We start from the raw sequence: 17,940 nt of genomic DNA on the forward strand, positions 1-17,940 counted from the left end.
ATTCTGCTACATACTGCGACGTAGAACTCTACAGCCACCGATCAGGATTTAACGTACAAATTTCCACACAGAAGACGGTATCTTGTCATACAGCTTATTCATGGTTAACTCTGCAAGACGATGGTCAGCGGCTGAATAAAATACAGCCAGTTCATTGTCAGAGAGCTCATATTTATTTTTTTCAATGACGCGCTCGAGTGTGTCAATTGACTGGCAACGTCGTAAGCGCATCAAATAATCGACTTTAGTGAGTGGTTTATCAGACATAAATTTACCTTAATAATTGTAATAATTTTAACAGGAAAGGCTAACAGGGTTAGCTCTGCTCACATTGGTGAAACAGCGGAATAGTCTGTTCCCGGACTTTCGCCATTTCTGTAAATCCTGTGCATTAATGCCGTAGCTGCTGAACAACATAAAGGTGTCGTCCAGATATTCGTCAATTTGCTCAATCAATTTATTATCGTCATTGTACTTAATTTTATAATTAAGTGCGAAGGTCGCGATATGCTCAATCAGTTCATTGAGCTGCAAATTGATAGCAGAAGTTGGATCGTTCACCCAGCCATGGTTGCTTTCATCAAGATTGGCAAGGCAGTCATGGTACAAGGATTCGCAGAGAAATTTCAACTGCGCGATATCATGCCTTTTTGGCGAGTACTCGTCCATAGCGCATCCCCTTTTGAGTGATTTCTTACTCACCGAGCTTTAAGGTCGGGATGGATACCACATACTTAACATCATGGGTGCTGTGTTCCTGATACCTCTAACTATATGTCACTCTGATCAAGATTTCATCGCGCTATTACGAAAAATTACAATTAAAACGCGGTGCTGCGAGCCTCTACGCAAATGTTCACATACGGAGAGTCTATCGTTCTATTTTAAACGAGCGCCATTAAGGCATCCTTAAGTTTCATTACGTTAGCACGTTCTTTCAGATGAAGCTTTCGCCAGAGTCGCCTAAGCCACCAGGAATATTCCTAATGTCTTAAGAGAGCCTTTAAAATTAGAGAATTAAAAAAAGTTCAAAACATTATCCATTAATTATGATGTGCCTAATCGCGAGGCAAAAAATAAATAAAGGCGCAATAAGCGTATTTGATGATTTTTATCGACGTAAAAAAGGCCGCTATTGCGGCCTTTTTAGGATGTGAAACCGGTATCAGTGATGTTCTACCGAATGGCTGTGCTCAACGTCTTCATTCTTACGGCTGAAGCGGCGGCGTACCACCACGAAGAACACCGGTACGAAGAAGATCGCGAGAACGGTCGCGGTCACCATGCCGCCCATTACGCCCGTACCTACGGCGTTCTGCGCGCCGGAGCCCGCGCCGGAGCTGATAACCAGCGGCATAACCCCGAGGATAAACGCCAGAGAGGTCATCAGGATTGGACGCAGACGCATACGGACCGCTTCAAGCGTCGCTTCAATCAGCCCTTTGCCCTCTTTCTCCATCAGATCCTTGGCGAATTCAACGATAAGTATCGCGTTCTTCGCCGACAGGCCAATGGTTGTTAGCAGGCCCACCTGGAAGTATACGTCGTTGGTCAGGCCGCGGAAGGTTGCGGCCAGCAGCGCGCCGATAACGCCCAGCGGGACAACCAGCATAACGGAGAACGGAATCGACCAGCTCTCGTACAGCGCTGCCAGACACAGGAACACCACGATCAGTGAAATGGCGTACAGGGCAGGGGCCTGGTTACCGGACAGACGTTCCTGATAGGACATCCCCGTCCAGTCGTAGCCGATACCCGCTGGCAGCTTGCTGGCCAACTGCTCCATCATCGCCATCGCTTCACCGGTACTCTTACCTTCTGCAGCCTGACCGAGGATTTCCATCGATGGCAGGCCGTTATAGCGTTCCAGACGCGGTGAACCGTATTCCCAGTGCGAAGTCGAGAAGGCGGAGAACGGCACCATCTGACCATCGCTCCCGCGAACGTACCAGTTGTTGATATCGTTCGGCAGCATACGGTATTTCGCTTCCGACATGACGTACACTTTCTTCACGCGTCCGCGGTCGATGAAGTCATTGACGTAGCTACCGCCCCAGGCGGCACCCAGCGTGGTGTTGATGTCGCTAATGGACACGCCCAGCGCCTGCGCTTTTTCCTGATCGACGTCGATTTTGTACTGCGGCGTATCTTCCAGGCCGTTAGGACGCACGCCGGTCAGCAGATCGGGGTGTTTGGCAACTTCCCCAAACAGCTGGTTACGCGCCTGCGTCAGTTTTTCATGACCCAGACCGCCCTGGTCGATCAGCTGGAAGTCGAAGCCCGTTGCGGTACCCAGTTCAACAATCGCCGGCAGGTTAAAGGCGAAGACCATCGCATCTTTAATCTGCGAGAAGGTACCCATTGCGCGCGCGGTAATCGCCTCAACCTTGTTCTCTTTGCCCGGACGTTCAGACCAGTCTTTCAGAGAGACGAAGGCGATACCGGTGTTCTGACCGCGACCCGCAAAGCCAAAGCCGTTAACCGCAAACACGGATTCAACGTTGTCTTTCTCTTTGGTGAGGTAGTAGTCGGTCATCTCATCCAGCACTTTCTGGGTACGCTCCTGCGAGGCACCCGCCGGAAGCTGAGCCATGCTCAGGAACACGCCCTGGTCTTCATCCGGCAGGAACGAGCTTGGCAGACGAACGAACAGGAAGGCCATGCCCGCCACGATGATGATATACAGCAGCAGATAACGACCGGTGCTGCGCAGGATGTTGCCCACGCTGTCGGTGTAGTGGTGCGTGCTCTTATCAAACATGCGGTTAAACCAGCCGAAGAAGCCTTTATGCTCGCCGTGACCGCCTTTCTGAATAGGCTTCAGCATGGTGGCACACAGGGCTGGCGTCAGGATCAGCGCAACCAGTACAGAGAGCGCCATCGCCGAAACGATGGTGATGGAGAACTGACGGTAAATCGCACCGGTGGACCCACCAAAGAAGGCCATCGGGATAAATACCGCGGACAGCACCATCGCGATACCGACCAGCGCGCCCTGGATCTGGCCCATAGATTTACGCGTCGCTTCCTTCGGCGGCAGGCCCTCTTCGGCCATAACGCGCTCGACGTTCTCAACCACGACGATGGCGTCATCCACCAGCAGGCCGATGGCGAGCACCATCCCGAACATCGTTAGGGTGTTTATCGAATAGCCAAATATCGCCAGTATCGCAAACGTCCCGAGCAATACGACCGGTACGGCGATGGTGGGAATCAACGTCGCGCGGAAGTTTTGCAGGAACAGATACATCACCAGGAATACCAGGATGATCGCTTCAACCAGCGTTTTCACCACTTCGTGAATGGAGATTTTCACGAACGGGGTGGTGTCATACGGGTAAACAATTTTCAGACCTGACGGGAAGAACGGTTCCATCTTCTTCAGTTCTTCGCGGATCGCGTTGGCGGTGTCCAGCGCGTTGGCACCCGTCGCCAGCTTGATACCCAGGCCGGAAGCCGGCTTGCCGTTGAACTTCGCAATCACGTCGTAGTTTTCACCGCCCAGCTCCACCTTCGCCACATCGCGCAGGCGAACCTGAGAACCGTCCTGATTCACTTTCAGCAGAATTTTGCTGAACTCATCGGCGGAGGTCAGACGCGTTTGTGCGATGATCGAGGCGTTAAGCTGCTGGCCTTTCACCGGCGGCGTACCGCCGAGCTGGCCCGCGGCCACCTGGGCGTTCTGCGCTTTAATAGCGCTGATCACGTCAACTGGCGTCAGCTGGAAGTTGTTGAGCTTGTTCGGATCCATCCAGATACGCATCGCGTACTGGGAACCGAACAGCTGAACGTCACCCACGCCTGACGTACGGCTGATGGCGTCCTTCATGTTGGCGCCCACGTAGTCGGAAATATCCTCCTGCGTCATGGTGCCGTTGGTGTTGATAACGCCGACAACCATCAGGAAGCTGCTGGACGATTTCTCGACGCTCACACCCTGCTGCTGGACTTCCTGCGGCAGAAGCGGCATCGCCAGCTGCAGTTTGTTCTGCACCTGAACCTGGGCGATATCCGCATCAGTACCGGATTCAAAGGTCAGCGTAATCTGCACCGTACCGGTAGAGTCACTGTTGGAGGACATGTACATCAGGTTATCGATACCGTTCATGTTCTGTTCGATAACCTGCGTAACGGTGTCCTGCACCGTTTTGGCATCAGCCCCAGGGTAGGTTGCGGAGATCGTCACCGCCGGTGGCGCAATCGTTGGATATTGCGCGACAGGCAGCTTCAGGATCGCAAGTCCCCCGGCTAGCATGATGATAATGGCGATCACCCACGCAAATATGGGGCGATCGATAAAGAAATTAGGCATGTCTTAACGGCTCCTGTTTAAGTTAAGACTTAGGTTGTTCTGACTGACCACCGGCTGCGGCTTGTTGTTTATCGTCAGACTTCACTTCCTGTACTTTTACCTGCGCACCGGGACGCACTTTCTGCAGGCCCTCAACGATGACGCGATCGCCATCTTTCAGACCATCCGTGACCAGCCACTTATCGCCAATCGCCTGCGTTGCGGTGATATTGCGCGTTTCAACTTTGTCATCGGCACCCACAACCAGCGCGCTCGCATCGCCGCGCGGCGTACGGGTCACGCCCTGCTGAGGAACGAGAAGCGCCGTTGGGTTTGTCCCTTCTTCCAGACGCGCGCGAACGAACATGCCCGGCAGCAGATTTTTGTCTGGGTTCGGGAAGATGGCGCGCAGGGTGATAGACCCGGTGGTCTGATCGACCGTCACATCAGAAAATTCCAGTGTGCCCGTCTGCGGGAACTTGATACCGTCATTGGTAACAAGCTCGACTTTGGCCTTGCCGTTTTCCTGCTTCAGCGTGCCGTTGGCCAGCTCCTGCTTGAGGCGCAGGAAATCGTTGCTGGACTGGGTGACGTCAACGTAGATCGGATCAAGCTGCTGCACGGTTGCTAGCGCGTTAGTTTGACCGTTCTGCACCAGCGCACCTTCCGTAACGGAAGATTTACCAATGCGACCGCTGATAGGGGAGGTCACCTTGGTGTAGGCCAGGTTGATACGCGCCGTCTCTACCGCCGCTTTTGCTGCGACAACGGCTGCGCTGGTCTGCTGTGCATCCGCCAGTGCAGTATCGTAATCCTGTTGGCTGATGTACTGGGTGCCGAGCAGCTTTTTATAACGGTTCAGCGTCACCTGGGAGATTTTGGCTGCGGCTTCCGCCTTTGCCAGATCGCCTTTCGCGCTCTCGTAAGACGCCTGATAGGTTGCTGGATCAATCTGATACAGAGACTCACCGGCCTTAACGTCACCGCCTTCGGTGAAGTTACGTTTGAGGATAATGCCGCTTACCTGAGGACGAACTTCCGCAATGCGGTAAGCGCTGGTACGGCCCGGTAATTCGGTAGTCATCTGGAGAGGTTCGGATTTGAGCGTCACAACGCCAACTTCCGGCATCTGCTGCGCTCCCTGTTGAGCCTGTTTGTCGTCACATCCTGTAAGCGCTAAGCTGCCTGAGAGCATCAGAACGACCGCCAGAGGCGTTAACCCTCTGTTTTTGTTCATATGTAAACCTCGAGTGTCCGATTTCAAATTGATCAATGGTCCTGAGTCTAAAAACCCATTGCTGCGTTTATATTATCGTCATGCTATGGTACATACATTCATAAATGTATGTAAATCTGACTCCTGTAAATTCACAGACGTATGGCACGAAAAACCAAACAACAAGCATTGGAAACCCGGCAACACATCCTCGATGTGGCAATGCGTCTGTTCTCACAGCAAGGTGTTTCGTCAACCTCGCTGGCGCAGATTGCTCAGGCCGCGGGCGTCACGCGGGGAGCGATTTACTGGCATTTTAAAGACAAGTCAGATCTGTTCAGCGAAATCTGGGAGCTTTCAGAATCCAGCATTAGCGATCTTGAGACTGAGTATCGGGCAAAATTCCCCGACGATCCACTCTCAGTATTAAGAGAAATTTTAGTATATATCCTTGAAGCAACGGTAGTTGAAGAACGCCGACGCCTGATGATGGAGATTATTTTTCATAAATGCGAGTTCGTTGGCGAAATGGCGGTGGTTCAGCAGGCGCAGCGTAGCCTGTGCCTGGAGAGCTATGACCGCATAGAGTTTACGCTAAATCAATGTATCCAGGCGAAATTACTTCCTGCCAATCTGCTCACGCGCCGGGCGGCGATCCTGATGCGCAGCTACATTTCCGGCCTGATGGAAAACTGGCTGTTTGCCCCGCAGTCCTTTGATCTGAAAGCCGAAGCGCGCAGCTACGTCGCGATCCTGCTGGAAATGTGCCAGTTCTGCCCGACGCTGCGCGACGCGGCTTCCTCATCTGTCGTCTGAAATCCCCTGGAATTATCTTAGAGGACCACGTTCCCGCTATTCTGCTCCCTGCGGGCGTGATATTCTGCACGCCGGACTATTTTCGGTCATCTGCTCAGATCAAACTCACGACTATGCTGCACTCCAATCGCTCGCAAGCTTCTGTTTTTGCATTTATTTTTGCAATGCTGTTTCTTTTCGTCGCGGTGCCCGCTGCGCACGCCCGCGCGGACAACACCAGCGACATCCCAACGCGTGCTGACGTTCAGTCGCAGCTGGACACTCTTAACAAGCAGAAAGAACTTTCCCCGCAGGAGAAGCTTGTCCAGCAGGATCTGACGGAAACGCTCGAAACGCTTGATAAAATCGATCGCGTCAAAACCGAAACGACGCAGCTGCGCCAGAAGGTCGCGCAGGCGCCCGACAACATGCGCAAGGCGATGGATGCGCTGGCGGCCCTGAGCGACGTTGATAACGATGACGAAACGCGCAAAACCCTCGCGTCTCTTTCGCTGCGCCAGCTGGAATCGCGGGTAGCGCAGCTGCTCGACGATCTGCAAACCGCGCAATCCGATCTCGCGACCTACAATAGCCAGCTTGTCTCGCTGCAAACGCAGCCCGAGCGCGTGCAAAACGCAATGTACGCCGCCTCGCAGCAGCTGCAGCAAATACGCAACCGCCTGAACGGCACCGAGGTGGGCGAAGGGGCATTGCGTCCGACCCAGCAAACGCTGCTTTTAGTGCAGCAGATTTTACTCAATGCCGAAATTGAGCAGCAGCGTAAGAGCCTGGAAGGCAACACGGTGCTGCAGGATACGCTGCAAAAGCAGCGCGATTACGTCACGGCCAACATCAACCGCCTGGAACACCAGCTGCAGCTTTTGCAGGAAGCGGTGAACAGCAAGCGCCTGACGCTTACCGAAAAAACGGCGCAGGAGGCGGTATCGCCGGATGAAACGGCGCGCATTCAGGCTAACCCGCTCGTCAGGCAGGAGCTGGAGCTTAACCACCAGCTCAGCCAGCGGCTGATTACGGCCACCGAAAGCGGTAACTCGCTGGTTCAGCAAAACATCAAGGTCAAAAACTGGCTCGATCGCGCGCTGCAGGCCGAGCGCAACATCAAGGAGCAGATTGCGGTGCTGAAGGGCAGCCTTCTGCTGTCGCGCATCCTCTACCAGCAGCAGCAGACGCTGCCGTCGGCGGACGAGCTGGAGGACATGACCAACCGCATCGCCGATTTACGCCTCGAGCAGTTTGACGTGAACCAGCAGCGCGACACCCTTTTCCAGAGCGATGCCTTTGTCGCCAAAATTGAAGAGGGCCACTCCGAAGAGGTAAATCCGGAAGTTCACGATGCGCTGCTGCAGGTGGTGGACATGCGCCGCGAGCTGCTCGATCAGCTTAACAAGCAGCTTGGCAACCAGCTGATGATGGCCATCAACCTGCAGATTAACCAGCAGCAGCTGGTGAGCGTGTCCAAAAACCTGCAGGAGATTTTGACCCAGCAGATTTTTTGGGTAAACAGTAACAAGCCGATGGACTGGGACTGGATCAAGTCCTTCCCCGAGACGCTGAAATCCCAGATCAAGAGCATGAAAATCACCGTGAACTGGGAGAAAGCCTGGCCTGCGGTGATGATTGCGTTCCTCGCCGGATTGCCGCTGCTGCTCATTGCGGGCCTGATCCGCTGGCGCTTGCGCTGGCTGAAAAACTACCAGGCGAAGCTGGCGGGCGAAGTGGGGCAGCTGCGCAATGACAGCCAGCTGCATACGCCGAAGGCGATCCTGATCGATCTGATCCGCGCTCTGCCGGTCTGTCTGCTGATCCTCGCCGCGGGCCTGATCCTGCTGACGATGCAGCTCAACGTCAGCGATCTGCTGTGGGCCTTCAGCAAAAAGCTGGCGCTGTTCTGGCTGGTGTTTGGCCTGTGCTGGAAGGTGCTGGAAAAAGACGGCGTGGCGGTGCGTCATTTCAACATGCCGGAGCAGCTCACCAGCCACTGGCGCCGCCAGATTGTGCGCATCAGCCTCGCGCTGCTGCCGCTGCACTTCTGGTCGGTGGTGTCCGAGCTTTCCCCGCTGCACCTGATGGATGACGTGCTGGGCCAGCTGGTTATCTTCCTCAACCTGCTGCTGATTGCCGTGCTGATGTGGCCCATGTGCCGCGACAGCTGGCGCGACAAGGAGTCCCACAATCTTCGCCTGGTCACTGTGACGGTGCTGGCGATCATACCCCTGGCGCTGATGGTGCTGACGGCCACCGGCTACTTCTACACCACGCTGCGCCTTGCCGGGCGATGGATTGAAACCGTTTATCTGGTAATTATCTGGAACCTGCTGTTCCAGACCGTACTGCGCGGCCTGAGCGTCGCGGCGCGCCGCATTGCCTACCGTCGCGCCATCGCGCGTCGCCAGCATCAGGTGAAAGAGGGCGCCGAAGGGGCCGAGCCGCAGGAAGAGCCGACCATCGCTCTCGAGCAGGTCAACCAGCAGACGATGCGCATCACCATGCTGGTGATGGTGGCGCTGTTCGCGGTGATGTTCTGGGCCATTTGGTCCGATCTCATCACCGTGTTTGCCTATCTCGACAGCATCACGCTCTGGCAGTACAGCGGCACCGAAGCGGGCGCGGCGGTGATGAAAAGCGTCACCATGGGCAGCCTGCTCTTTGCGCTGGTCTCGCTGGTCGTCGCCTGGGCGCTGATCCGCAACCTTCCGGGCCTGCTGGAAGTGCTGGTGCTATCCCGCCTGAACCTGCGGCAGGGGGCATCGTATGCGATCACCACCATCCTCAACTACGTAATCATTATCGTCGGCGCAATGACGGTCTTCGGCTCGCTGGGCGTGTCGTGGGATAAACTGCAGTGGCTGGCCGCCGCGCTGTCGGTCGGCCTGGGCTTTGGCCTGCAGGAGATCTTCGGTAACTTCGTTTCCGGCCTGATCATCCTGTTTGAACGCCCGGTGCGCATCGGCGATACGGTGACGATCGGCACGTTCTCCGGGACCGTCAGTAAGATCCGCATCCGCGCGACCACCATTACCGACTTCGATCGCAAAGAGGTGATCATTCCGAACAAGGCGTTCGTGACCGAGCGCCTGATCAACTGGTCGCTTTCGGATACCACCACCCGCGTGGTGATCCGCCTCGGCGTGGCCTACGGTTCCGATCTGGACAAGGTGAAAGAGGTTCTGCTGAAAGCGGCGAACGACCATCCGAAGGTGATGCACGATCCGGCGCCGTCGGTGTTCTTCACCACCTTTGGCGCGAGCACGCTGGATCACGAGCTGCGCTTATACGTTCGCGAGCTCCGCGATCGCAGCTACACCGTTGATGAGCTGAACCGCGCTATCGATCGCCTGTGCCGCGAAAACGACATTAATATCGCCTTCAACCAGCTTGAAGTTCACCTGCACAATGAGAAGGGTGACGAGCACACGGAAGTGAAGCGCGAGATTAGGGGTGATGAAAACTCTGACCCTCACCCTAACCCTCTCCCTTGAAGGGAGAGGAAACAGTCTGGTGCGGGCTGAATGATTGCCACGAGCCCGCTTTTCCCCCTCTCCCTTGTAGGGGGAGGGAACAGTCTGGTGCGGGCTGAATGATTGCCACGAGTCCGCTTTTCCCCCTCTCCCTTGAAGGGAGAGGGAACAGTCTGGTGCGGGCTGAATGATTGCCACGAGTCCGCTTTTCCCCCTATCCCTTGAAGGGAGAGGGAACAGTCTGGCGCGGGCTGAATGATTGCCACGAGTCCGCTTTTCCCCCTCTCCCTTGAAGGGAGAGGGAACAGTCTGGTGCGGGCTGAATGATAGTCACGAGTCCGTTTTTCCCCCTCTCCCCTCAGGGGAGAGGGCCGGGGTGAGGGGCGAGCGTGAAACCTTACCCTCAAAATCCTTTCTAACAATCTCCAGCGCCTTCAGCACCGTTTCCGCCGGAATAGCGTGATCCTCCAGCAGCATAATTAAATCGACGGCCAGTTTGACCTCGTCGGGGGCGTTTTCAAGTGACATGCAGGGCTCCAGTTATCGGGTCAGGCGTTCAATTACGCGTTCAATCTCATCCAGCGCCTGGCGGCAGCGAACGAGGCGTCCTTCCAGGGCGGTAATTTCTCGCATCAGTCGCTGCTGTTCTTCCAGCGTTTCGGCGGCGCGTAGCCGCGTTTCCCGCTCGTGCTTCATCTCAAACAGGCGGCGCTCAAACTCCTGGTTTTCCAGACGCTTGCGCTGCCACTTGCCTAGCCCCGGCGAGGCGCTGTCCCAGGCGCGCAGCGGCCAGGCGATGATTTCGCGGTGCAGGGCGGTGAGCTGCTCGGCGAGATGTTCGGCAAGCCAGGCAACCTGGTTTTTCTGTCCGCTCTCTACCGCATGGCGCAGCGCGTCGAGCTGGGTTTGCGCTTCGGTAAGATAGTCCTGAATGCGCGTGCTGCGGGTGCGAAAAAGCTGTCGGTCGAAGCGCGGCTTCAGCGTGGCGTGCCCCATCAGCGGCGCGGCCTGCGCGCGCAGCGCGGTCAGCTGATTTTGCAGCGTTTCCAGAAGCAGGGCTGTTTTCAAAACGCTCTCCAGTGGTAAAGTAGCCGTTCAGTTTGATAACGATTCGCATTATGCAGCGTACTATTTTAATCATCATTGGCTGGCTCGCGGTAGTGCTTGGCACGCTGGGCGTCGTTTTGCCCCTGCTGCCCACCACGCCGTTTATCCTGCTGGCGGCCTGGTGCTTCGCCCGCTCGTCGCCGCGCTTTCACCACTGGCTGCTCTATCGCTCGTGGTTTGGCGGCTATCTGCGCCACTGGCAAAAGCACCGCGCGATGCCGCCGGGCGCGAAGCCGCGCGCAGTTGCGGTGATCCTGGTGACCTTCGCCGTTTCACTGTGGATGGTGAACATGCTGTGGGTGCGTATTCTGCTGCTTATTATCCTCAGCTGCCTGCTTTTCTTCATGTGGCGAATCCCCGTGGTGGACGAAAAGCAATAAAAGCACGGAAGCCTTATCATGGCTGTTGCAATTATCGCGCGCAGCCAGTAAATTCGACCGTTTTCGAGCACAGGTGCGCCTGGTTAAAGGTTAAACAATTGTTACCTTGACCGACTCGTCGCGCGCCGTGAGTCACACTGTTTCATTTAGGCACAAACCGATGACCGCAACTGCACAGCAGCTTGAATATCTTAAAAACAGCATCAAAAGCATCCAGGATTATCCAAAGCCTGGCATTCTTTTCCGTGATGTCACCAGCTTGCTGGAAGACCCGAAAGCGTACGCGCTCAGCATTGAACTGCTGGTCGAGCGTTATAAAAACGCCGGGATCACCAAAGTCGTAGGGACCGAAGCCCGCGGCTTCCTGTTTGGCGCACCGGTTGCGCTGGCGATGGGCGTCGGTTTTGTACCGGTACGCAAGCCGCGCAAGCTGCCGCGCGAAACCATCGCGGAAAGCTACGAGCTGGAATACGGCACCGATCAGCTGGAAATCCACGTGGATGCCATTAAGCCTGGCGACAAAGTGCTGGTGGTGGACGATCTGCTGGCGACCGGCGGCACCATCGAAGCGACCGTGAAGCTGATCCGTCGTCTGGGTGGTGAAGTGACCGACGCGGCCTTCATCATCAACCTGTTCGATCTGGGCGGCGAACAGCGCCTCGAAAAACAGGGTATTACCAGCTACAGCCTGGTGCCATTCCCGGGTCATTAATCCCGGTTTTCACAACCTCGCTCAACGGGTGAGGTTGTGATAGCATTCCCCTCCATAAATTCACCTTCCAGCGTTGCAGAGCCTGCCCATGAGTTATCAGGTGTTAGCCCGTAAGTGGCGACCACAAACCTTTGCTGACGTTGTCGGTCAGGAGCATGTGCTGACGGCCCTGGCGAACGGCTTGTCGCTAGGTCGCATACATCACGCCTATCTTTTTTCCGGCACCCGCGGCGTCGGTAAGACCTCTATTGCCCGCCTGCTGGCAAAGGGACTGAACTGTGAAACCGGGATCACCGCCACGCCGTGCGGCGTGTGCGACAACTGCCGTGAGATCGAGCAGGGGCGCTTTGTCGATCTGATCGAAATCGACGCCGCCTCGCGCACCAAGGTAGAAGACACCCGCGACCTGCTCGACAACGTGCAGTACGCGCCGGCGCGCGGCCGCTTCAAGGTCTACCTGATCGATGAAGTGCACATGCTGTCGCGCCACAGCTTCAACGCCCTGCTGAAAACGCTGGAAGAGCCGCCGTCGCACGTTAAGTTCCTGCTGGCGACCACCGATCCGCAAAAGCTGCCGGTCACGATCCTGTCGCGCTGCCTTCAGTTCCACCTGAAGGCGCTGGACGTCGAGCAGATCCGCGCCCAGCTTGAGCATATTCTCGACGAAGAGAAGATTGTCCACGAGCCTCGCGCCCTGCAGCTGCTGGCGCGCGCGGCGGACGGCAGCCTGCGCGATGCGCTCAGCCTCACCGATCAGGCCATTGCCAGCGGTGACGGCAAGCTTTCAACCGAGGCGGTCAGCACCATGCTCGGCACGCTGGACGACGATCAGGCGCTCTCGCTCATTGAGGCGATGATTGCCGCCAACGGCGAGCGCGTGATGTCGCTGGTGAACGATGCCGCCGCCCGCGGCGTCGAGTGGGAATCACTGCTGGTGGAGATGCTCGGCCTGCTGCACCGCGTGGCGATGCTGCAGCTTTCCCCGTCGGCCATCGGCGCGGATATGGCGTCCATCGAGCAGCGGATGCGCGAGCTGGCCCGCACCGTGCCGCCTGCCGACGTTCAGCTGTACTACCAGACCCTGCTGATTGGCCGCAAGGAGCTGCCTTTCGCGCCGGATCGCCGCATGGGCGTTGAAATGACGCTGCTGCGCGCGCTGGCGTTCCACCCGCGCATGCCGCTGCCGGAGCCGGAAGTACCACGACAGTCCTTTGCGCTGGTTGCGCCCACGGCGGTGATGTCGCCGCAGCAGGTGCCCCCGCAGCCGACGCCGCCACCGCAGCAAAACGTACCGCTGTCGGATGCCACCAGTTCGGTGCTTGCCGCACGCAGCCAGCTGCAGCGCGCGCAGGGAGTAACCAAACCAAAAAAGAGTGAACCGGCAGCGCCTGCAAGAGCGCGGCCGGTGAACAACGCCGCGCTTGAACGTCTGGCCTCGGTAACGGAGCGCGTACAGTCGCGCCCTGCGCCGTCCGCGCTCGAACAAAAAGCCCCGGTGAAGGAAGAGGCTTACCGCTGGAAGGCGACCACCATCATCGAAACGGTGAAGGAAGAGGTCGCCACGCCAAAGGCGCTGAAAAAAGCGCTGGAGCATGAAAAAACGCCGGAGCTTTCCGCGAAGCTCGCCGAGGAATCGATCGAGCGCGACGCCTGGGCCGCCGAGGTCAGCAAATTGCATTTACCGAAGCTGGTAGAACAGGTCGCGCTGAACGCCTGGAAAGAGCAGGAGGGGAATACCATCCGCCTGCATCTGCGTCCGGGCCAGCGGCATCTTAATTCCCCTGGCGCGCAAAAAGCGCTGGCGGAGGCGCTCTCTGCATTGCACGGTGCGCCGGTTGAATTGACTATCATTGAAGATGATAATCCGGCCGTGAAAACGCCGCTGGAGTGGCGACAGGCAATTTATGAAGAGAAGCTCGCGCAGGCGCGCGAGTCGATTATTGCGGATAACAACATTCAGACCCTGCGCCGGTTCTTCGACGCCGATCTGGATGAAGAAAGTATTCGCCCCATTTGATCGTGAGCCTGGCTTACGGTTGTAATCCTTAAACGTGAAAGAGAGAGAAGCCTATGTTTGGTGGAAAAGGCGGTCTGGGTGGCCTGATGAAGCAGGCTCAGCAGATGCAGGAAAAAATGCAGAAGATGCAGGAAGAGATCGCTCAGCTGGAAGTCACGGGTGAATCCGGCGCGGGTCTGGTCAAAGTGACCATTAACGGCGCGCACAACTGCCGCCGCGTTGAAATCGACCCAAGCCTGCTCGAAGACGACAAAGATATGCTGGAAGATCTGGTTGCCGCCGCGTTTAACGATGCCGCGCGCCGTATCGACGAAACCCAGAAAGAGAAAATGGCCTCTGTTTCCAGCGGTATGCAGCTGCCGCCGGGCTTCAAGATGCCGTTCTGATGCAAACCAGTCCGCTGCTCACGCAGTTAATGGAAGCGCTGCGCTGCCTGCCGGGCGTTGGCCCGAAGTCGGCCCAGCGCATGGCGTTTACGCTATTGCAGCGCGACCGCAGCGGCGGGATGCGCCTGGCGCAGGCTTTGACCCGCGCCATGTCGGAAATTGGTCACTGTGCGGATTGCCGCACCTTTACCGAGCAGGACGTCTGCAACATCTGCACGAACCCGCGTCGTCAGGAAAACGGTCAGATTTGCGTGGTGGAGAGTCCTGCGGACATCTACGCCATTGAGCAAACCGGGCAGTTTTCCGGCCGCTACTTCGTGCTGATGGGGCATCTTTCCCCGCTGGACGGCATCGGCCCGGACGATATCGGTCTGGACCGCCTGGAGCAGCGTCTTGAATCGGAAACGATCAAAGAGGTCATTCTCGCCACCAACCCAACGGTGGAAGGGGAAGCGACCGCGAACTATATCGCCGAGCTTTGCGGCCAGTACGGCGTCGACGCCAGCCGCATCGCCCACGGCGTGCCGGTCGGCGGCGAGCTGGAGATGGTCGACGGCACCACGCTGTCGCACTCTTTAGCCGGACGTCACAAGATTACTTTCTGACCAAACGGAGGCTGCCTTCGCGGCCTCCGCTTGAAATTTCTCCCCCTTATCCCCATCTCTCACTCAACGTTTTTAAACCCCATTAAATGGCATTGTTGAGGTCGACTTAGATGAAAGGACAAGAAACCCGCGGTTTCCAGTCAGAAGTAAAACAGCTTCTGCACCTGATGATCCATTCCCTGTATTCCAATAAAGAAATTTTCCTGCGCGAGCTGATTTCCAACGCCTCGGACGCGGCGGACAAGCTGCGCTTCCGCGCGCTTTCTAACCCGGACCTGTACGAAGGCGACGGCGAGCTGCGCGTGCGCGTCTCTTTCGACAAAGAAAACCGCACCCTGACCATCGCCGATAACGGCATCGGTATGAACCGTGACGAGGTGATCGACCATCTCGGCACCATCGCGAAATCCGGCACCAAGGCGTTTCTGGAGTCTATGGGCTCCGACCAGGCGAAAGACAGCCAGCTGATCGGCCAGTTCGGCGTGGGCTTCTACTCGGCGTTCATCGTGGCGGATAAAGTCACCGTGCGCACCCGCGCGGCGGGCGACAGCGCGGAAAACGGCGTCTTCTGGGAATCCAAAGGCGAAGGCGAGTACACCGTTGACGACATCACCAAAGCGGATCGCGGCACCGAGATCACCCTGCACCTGCGTGAAGGCGAAGACGATTTCCTGAACGACTGGCGCGTGCGCTCCATCATCAGCAAATATTCCGACCACATCGCGCTGCCGGTTGAGATTGAAAAACAGGAAGAGCAGGACGGGGAAACCGTTGTCTCCTGGGAAAAAATCAACAAGGCGCAGGCCCTGTGGACGCGCAACAAGTCTGAAATTAAAGACGACGAATACAACGAATTCTACAAGCACATCGCCCACGACTACACCGATCCGCTGACCTGGAGCCACAACCGCGTGGAAGGTAAGCAGGAGTACACCAGCCTGCTGTACATCCCGGCCCAGGCACCGTGGGATATGTGGAACCGCGATCACAAGCACGGCCTGAAGCTGTACGTCCAGCGCGTGTTCATCATGGACGACGCCGAGCAGTTCATGCCGAACTACCTGCGCTTTACCCGCGGCCTGATTGATTCTAACGATCTGCCGCTGAACGTTTCGCGTGAAATCCTGCAGGACAGCACCGTCACCCGCAACCTGCGCAACGCGCTGACCAAGCGTACGCTGCAGATGCTGGAAAAACTGGCGAAAGACGATGCGGAAAAATACCAGACCTTCTGGAAACAGTTCGGCCTCGTGCTGAAGGAAGGCCCGGCGGAAGACACCGCGAACGTTGAAGCTATCGCTAAGCTGCTGCGCTTTGCCTCTACGCATACCGATTCTTCCGAGCAGAACGTGTCTCTGGAAGAGTACGTTTCCCGCATGAAGGAAGGGCAGGAGAAGATCTACTACATCACCGCCGACAGCTACGCCGCGGCGAAGAGCAGCCCGCACCTGGAGCTGCTGCGTAAGAAGGGCATCGAAGTGCTGCTGCTTTCCGACCGCATCGACGAGTGGATGATGAACTACCTGACCGAGTTCGACGGTAAATCCTTCCAGTCCGTAGCGAAAGCCGACGAGTCCATCGACAAGCTGGCGGACGAAGTGGACGAAAGCGCGAAAGAGGCCGAGAAGGCGCTGGAGCCATTCGTTGAGCGCGTGAAAACCCTGCTGGGCGACCGCGTGAAAGAGGTGCGCTTCACCCACCGCCTGACCGATACCCCGGCGATTGTGACCACCGACGCGGATGAAATGGGCACCCAGATGGCGAAGCTGTTCGCCGCCGCGGGCCAGGCGATGCCGGAAGTGAAATACATCTTCGAGCTGAACCCGGATCACCCGCTGGTGAAACGCGCCGCCGATACCCAGGACGAAGCCCGCTTCGCCGAGTGGGTAGAGCTGCTGCTGGATCAGTCCCTGCTGGCCGAGCGCGGCACGCTGGAAGATCCTAACCTGTTCATTAAACGCGTGAATGCGCTGCTGCTGGCGTAATTAAACCAAAACCTTACCCTCACCCTAACCCTCTCCCCAAAGGGGAGAGGGAACTTGAACACCCTCTCCCCTTTGGGGAGAGGGCAGGGTGAGGGGCAATCCTCCCCACTCCACCAAATTATCTCCCCCGTTAACCGTTTCAGCCTTCCCGCCTTCCTTGAGCCACGCCCGTTCTGGTGGTATTGTTTAGCGCTTTTGAAAAATTGAAACGACATTTGAGGGGATTTTCGCAATGCGTATTATTCTGCTTGGCGCTCCGGGCGCGGGTAAAGGAACTCAGGCTCAGTTCATCATGGAGAAATACGGTATTCCGCAAATCTCTACCGGTGACATGCTGCGTGCCGCTGTTAAATCTGGCTCCGAGCTGGGCAAACAGGCCAAAGACATCATGGACGCAGGCAAGCTGGTAACCGACGAACTGGTTATCGCGCTGGTCAAAGAGCGCATTGCTCAGGAAGACTGCCGTAACGGCTTCCTGCTGGACGGCTTCCCGCGCACCATTCCGCAGGCTGACGCCATGAAAGAAGCGGGCATCAACGTGGACTACGTGCTGGAGTTCGACGTGCCGGACGAGCTGATCGTTGACCGCATCGTGGGCCGCCGCGTTCACGCTGCTTCCGGCCGCGTGTACCACATCAAATTCAACCCGCCTAAGGTTGAAGGCAAAGACGACGTGACCGGCGAAGAGCTGACCACCCGTAAAGACGATCAGGAAGAGACCGTGCGTAAGCGCCTGGTGGAATACCATCAGATGACCGCGCCGCTGATCGGCTACTACTCCAAAGAAGCGCAGGCGGGTAATACCAAATACGCTAAAGTCGACGGCACCCAGGCCGTTGCTGACGTACGTGCAGAGCTGGAAAAAATCCTCGGCTAATCGCATGTCTCTCACCCGGATCCCCGGGTGAGAATTTTTCTCATTTTCCTTTTGCTGCAATTGGTTCCGTTTAAACGCATTTCCGCTACA

Annotated in this window: 15 protein-coding genes and 1 other annotated feature; of the genes, 9 read left to right on the forward strand and 6 right to left on the reverse strand. The window is 56.8% G+C overall.

Going from position 1 to position 17,940, the window contains the following annotated elements; translation table 11 throughout:
- Window positions 1-48: 48 nt before the first annotated feature.
- From AB8804_RS06635 to acrA, 4 genes are all read right to left on the reverse strand, one after another.
- Window positions 49-267 carry an HHA domain-containing protein gene (locus tag AB8804_RS06635; RefSeq protein WP_015571250.1) on the reverse strand — a complete coding sequence of 73 codons (219 nt, stop codon included), beginning with the start codon at window positions 265-267 and terminating at the stop codon, window positions 49-51.
- Between the two features lie 27 nt (window positions 268-294).
- A complete protein-coding gene (gene tomB / locus AB8804_RS06640; RefSeq protein WP_371184413.1) occupies window positions 295-669 on the reverse strand; it encodes an Hha toxicity modulator TomB in 375 nt (124 codons plus the stop codon).
- A 496-nt stretch (window positions 670-1,165) separates the two neighbouring features.
- Window positions 1,166-4,312, reverse strand: coding sequence for a multidrug efflux RND transporter permease subunit AcrB (acrB, locus tag AB8804_RS06645; protein ID WP_371184415.1), 3,147 nt, complete (start codon window positions 4,310-4,312; stop codon window positions 1,166-1,168).
- A gap of 22 nt (window positions 4,313-4,334) precedes the next feature.
- Complete coding sequence (acrA, locus tag AB8804_RS06650; protein WP_371184417.1) at window positions 4,335-5,528, reverse strand: multidrug efflux RND transporter periplasmic adaptor subunit AcrA; 1,194 nt, start codon at window positions 5,526-5,528, stop codon at window positions 4,335-4,337.
- 141 nt (window positions 5,529-5,669) lie between these two features.
- On the opposite strand from acrA, the gene acrR reads away from it, so the two are divergent.
- Both acrR and mscK read left to right on the forward strand, forming a co-directional pair.
- Window positions 5,670-6,323, forward strand: a complete 654-nt coding sequence (acrR, locus tag AB8804_RS06655) for a multidrug efflux transporter transcriptional repressor AcrR (protein ID WP_371184420.1) — start codon at window positions 5,670-5,672, stop codon at window positions 6,321-6,323.
- A gap of 113 nt (window positions 6,324-6,436) precedes the next feature.
- Window positions 6,437-9,802 carry a mechanosensitive channel MscK gene (gene mscK / locus AB8804_RS06660; RefSeq protein ID WP_371184422.1) on the forward strand — a complete coding sequence of 1,122 codons (3,366 nt, stop codon included), beginning with the start codon at window positions 6,437-6,439 and terminating at the stop codon, window positions 9,800-9,802.
- 309 nt (window positions 9,803-10,111) lie between these two features.
- On the opposite strand, the gene rsmS is transcribed toward mscK, so the two are convergent.
- Together rsmS and priC are read right to left on the reverse strand one after the other, a co-directional pair.
- On the reverse strand, window positions 10,112-10,309 hold the full coding sequence (gene rsmS / locus AB8804_RS06665) for a pleiotropic regulatory protein RsmS (protein ID WP_371184424.1): 198 nt from the start codon (window positions 10,307-10,309) through the stop codon (window positions 10,112-10,114).
- A gap of 12 nt (window positions 10,310-10,321) precedes the next feature.
- Complete coding sequence (priC, locus tag AB8804_RS06670; RefSeq protein WP_371184427.1) at window positions 10,322-10,849, reverse strand: primosomal replication protein N''; 528 nt, start codon at window positions 10,847-10,849, stop codon at window positions 10,322-10,324.
- Between the two features lie 50 nt (window positions 10,850-10,899).
- Here priC and AB8804_RS06675 point away from each other — a divergent pair, with 50 nt between their 5' ends.
- The 7 genes from AB8804_RS06675 to adk all read left to right on the forward strand — a co-directional run bounded on the left by AB8804_RS06675 (window position 10,900) and on the right by adk (window position 17,850).
- On the forward strand, window positions 10,900-11,268 hold the full coding sequence (locus AB8804_RS06675; RefSeq protein WP_371184429.1) for a DUF454 family protein: 369 nt from the start codon (window positions 10,900-10,902) through the stop codon (window positions 11,266-11,268).
- A gap of 160 nt (window positions 11,269-11,428) precedes the next feature.
- Window positions 11,429-11,980 (forward strand): adenine phosphoribosyltransferase, encoded by a 552-nt coding sequence (apt, locus tag AB8804_RS06680; protein WP_000127359.1) that lies wholly within the window; start codon window positions 11,429-11,431, stop codon window positions 11,978-11,980.
- A gap of 88 nt (window positions 11,981-12,068) precedes the next feature.
- Window positions 12,069-13,997: a DNA polymerase III subunit gamma/tau gene (dnaX, locus tag AB8804_RS06685; RefSeq protein ID WP_371184435.1), complete on the forward strand. Its 1,929-nt coding sequence runs from the start codon at window positions 12,069-12,071 to the stop codon at window positions 13,995-13,997.
- Window positions 13,327-13,391, forward strand: a sequence feature (DnaX frameshifting element). It overlaps the preceding gene by 65 nt.
- A gap of 53 nt (window positions 13,998-14,050) precedes the next feature.
- The gene (locus AB8804_RS06690) at window positions 14,051-14,383 is read left to right on the forward strand and encodes a YbaB/EbfC family nucleoid-associated protein (protein WP_010428194.1); all 333 of its coding nucleotides are present in this window, start codon (window positions 14,051-14,053) and stop codon (window positions 14,381-14,383) included.
- Window positions 14,383-14,988 (forward strand): recombination mediator RecR, encoded by a 606-nt coding sequence (recR, locus tag AB8804_RS06695; protein ID WP_112011295.1) that lies wholly within the window; start codon window positions 14,383-14,385, stop codon window positions 14,986-14,988. Before AB8804_RS06690 ends, recR begins: the two co-directional genes overlap by 1 nt.
- A gap of 110 nt (window positions 14,989-15,098) precedes the next feature.
- A complete protein-coding gene (gene htpG / locus AB8804_RS06700) occupies window positions 15,099-16,973 on the forward strand; it encodes a molecular chaperone HtpG (RefSeq protein ID WP_371184438.1) in 1,875 nt (624 codons plus the stop codon).
- Window positions 16,974-17,205: 232 nt separating this feature from the next.
- Window positions 17,206-17,850, forward strand: coding sequence for an adenylate kinase (gene adk, locus AB8804_RS06705; protein WP_014069168.1), 645 nt, complete (start codon window positions 17,206-17,208; stop codon window positions 17,848-17,850).
- Window positions 17,851-17,940: the final 90 nt, after the last annotated feature.

It is taken from the genome of Enterobacter sp. KBR-315C3_2022, assembly GCF_041399425.1.
Lineage (GTDB): Bacteria > Pseudomonadota > Gammaproteobacteria > Enterobacterales > Enterobacteriaceae > Enterobacter.

What these genes read in the sequence shown, in the direction of transcription:
- tomB (WP_371184413.1), bottom strand. Translation starts at nt 669, where the DNA reads ATGGACGAGTACTCGCCAAAAAGGCATGATATCGCGCAGTTGAAATTT.
- adk (WP_014069168.1), top strand. Translation starts at nt 17,206, where the DNA reads ATGCGTATTATTCTGCTTGGCGCTCCGGGCGCGGGTAAAGGAACTCAG.
- mscK (WP_371184422.1), top strand. Translation starts at nt 6,437, where the DNA reads ATGCTGCACTCCAATCGCTCGCAAGCTTCTGTTTTTGCATTTATTTTT.
- htpG (WP_371184438.1), top strand. Translation starts at nt 15,099, where the DNA reads ATGAAAGGACAAGAAACCCGCGGTTTCCAGTCAGAAGTAAAACAGCTT.
- AB8804_RS06635 (WP_015571250.1), bottom strand. Translation starts at nt 267, where the DNA reads ATGTCTGATAAACCACTCACTAAAGTCGATTATTTGATGCGCTTACGA.
- rsmS (WP_371184424.1), bottom strand. Translation starts at nt 10,309, where the DNA reads ATGTCACTTGAAAACGCCCCCGACGAGGTCAAACTGGCCGTCGATTTA.
- AB8804_RS06675 (WP_371184429.1), top strand. Translation starts at nt 10,900, where the DNA reads ATGCAGCGTACTATTTTAATCATCATTGGCTGGCTCGCGGTAGTGCTT.
- apt (WP_000127359.1), top strand. Translation starts at nt 11,429, where the DNA reads ATGACCGCAACTGCACAGCAGCTTGAATATCTTAAAAACAGCATCAAA.
- AB8804_RS06690 (WP_010428194.1), top strand. Translation starts at nt 14,051, where the DNA reads ATGTTTGGTGGAAAAGGCGGTCTGGGTGGCCTGATGAAGCAGGCTCAG.
- acrB (WP_371184415.1), bottom strand. Translation starts at nt 4,312, where the DNA reads ATGCCTAATTTCTTTATCGATCGCCCCATATTTGCGTGGGTGATCGCC.
- acrA (WP_371184417.1), bottom strand. Translation starts at nt 5,528, where the DNA reads ATGAACAAAAACAGAGGGTTAACGCCTCTGGCGGTCGTTCTGATGCTC.
- recR (WP_112011295.1), top strand. Translation starts at nt 14,383, where the DNA reads ATGCAAACCAGTCCGCTGCTCACGCAGTTAATGGAAGCGCTGCGCTGC.
- dnaX (WP_371184435.1), top strand. Translation starts at nt 12,069, where the DNA reads ATGAGTTATCAGGTGTTAGCCCGTAAGTGGCGACCACAAACCTTTGCT.
- acrR (WP_371184420.1), top strand. Translation starts at nt 5,670, where the DNA reads ATGGCACGAAAAACCAAACAACAAGCATTGGAAACCCGGCAACACATC.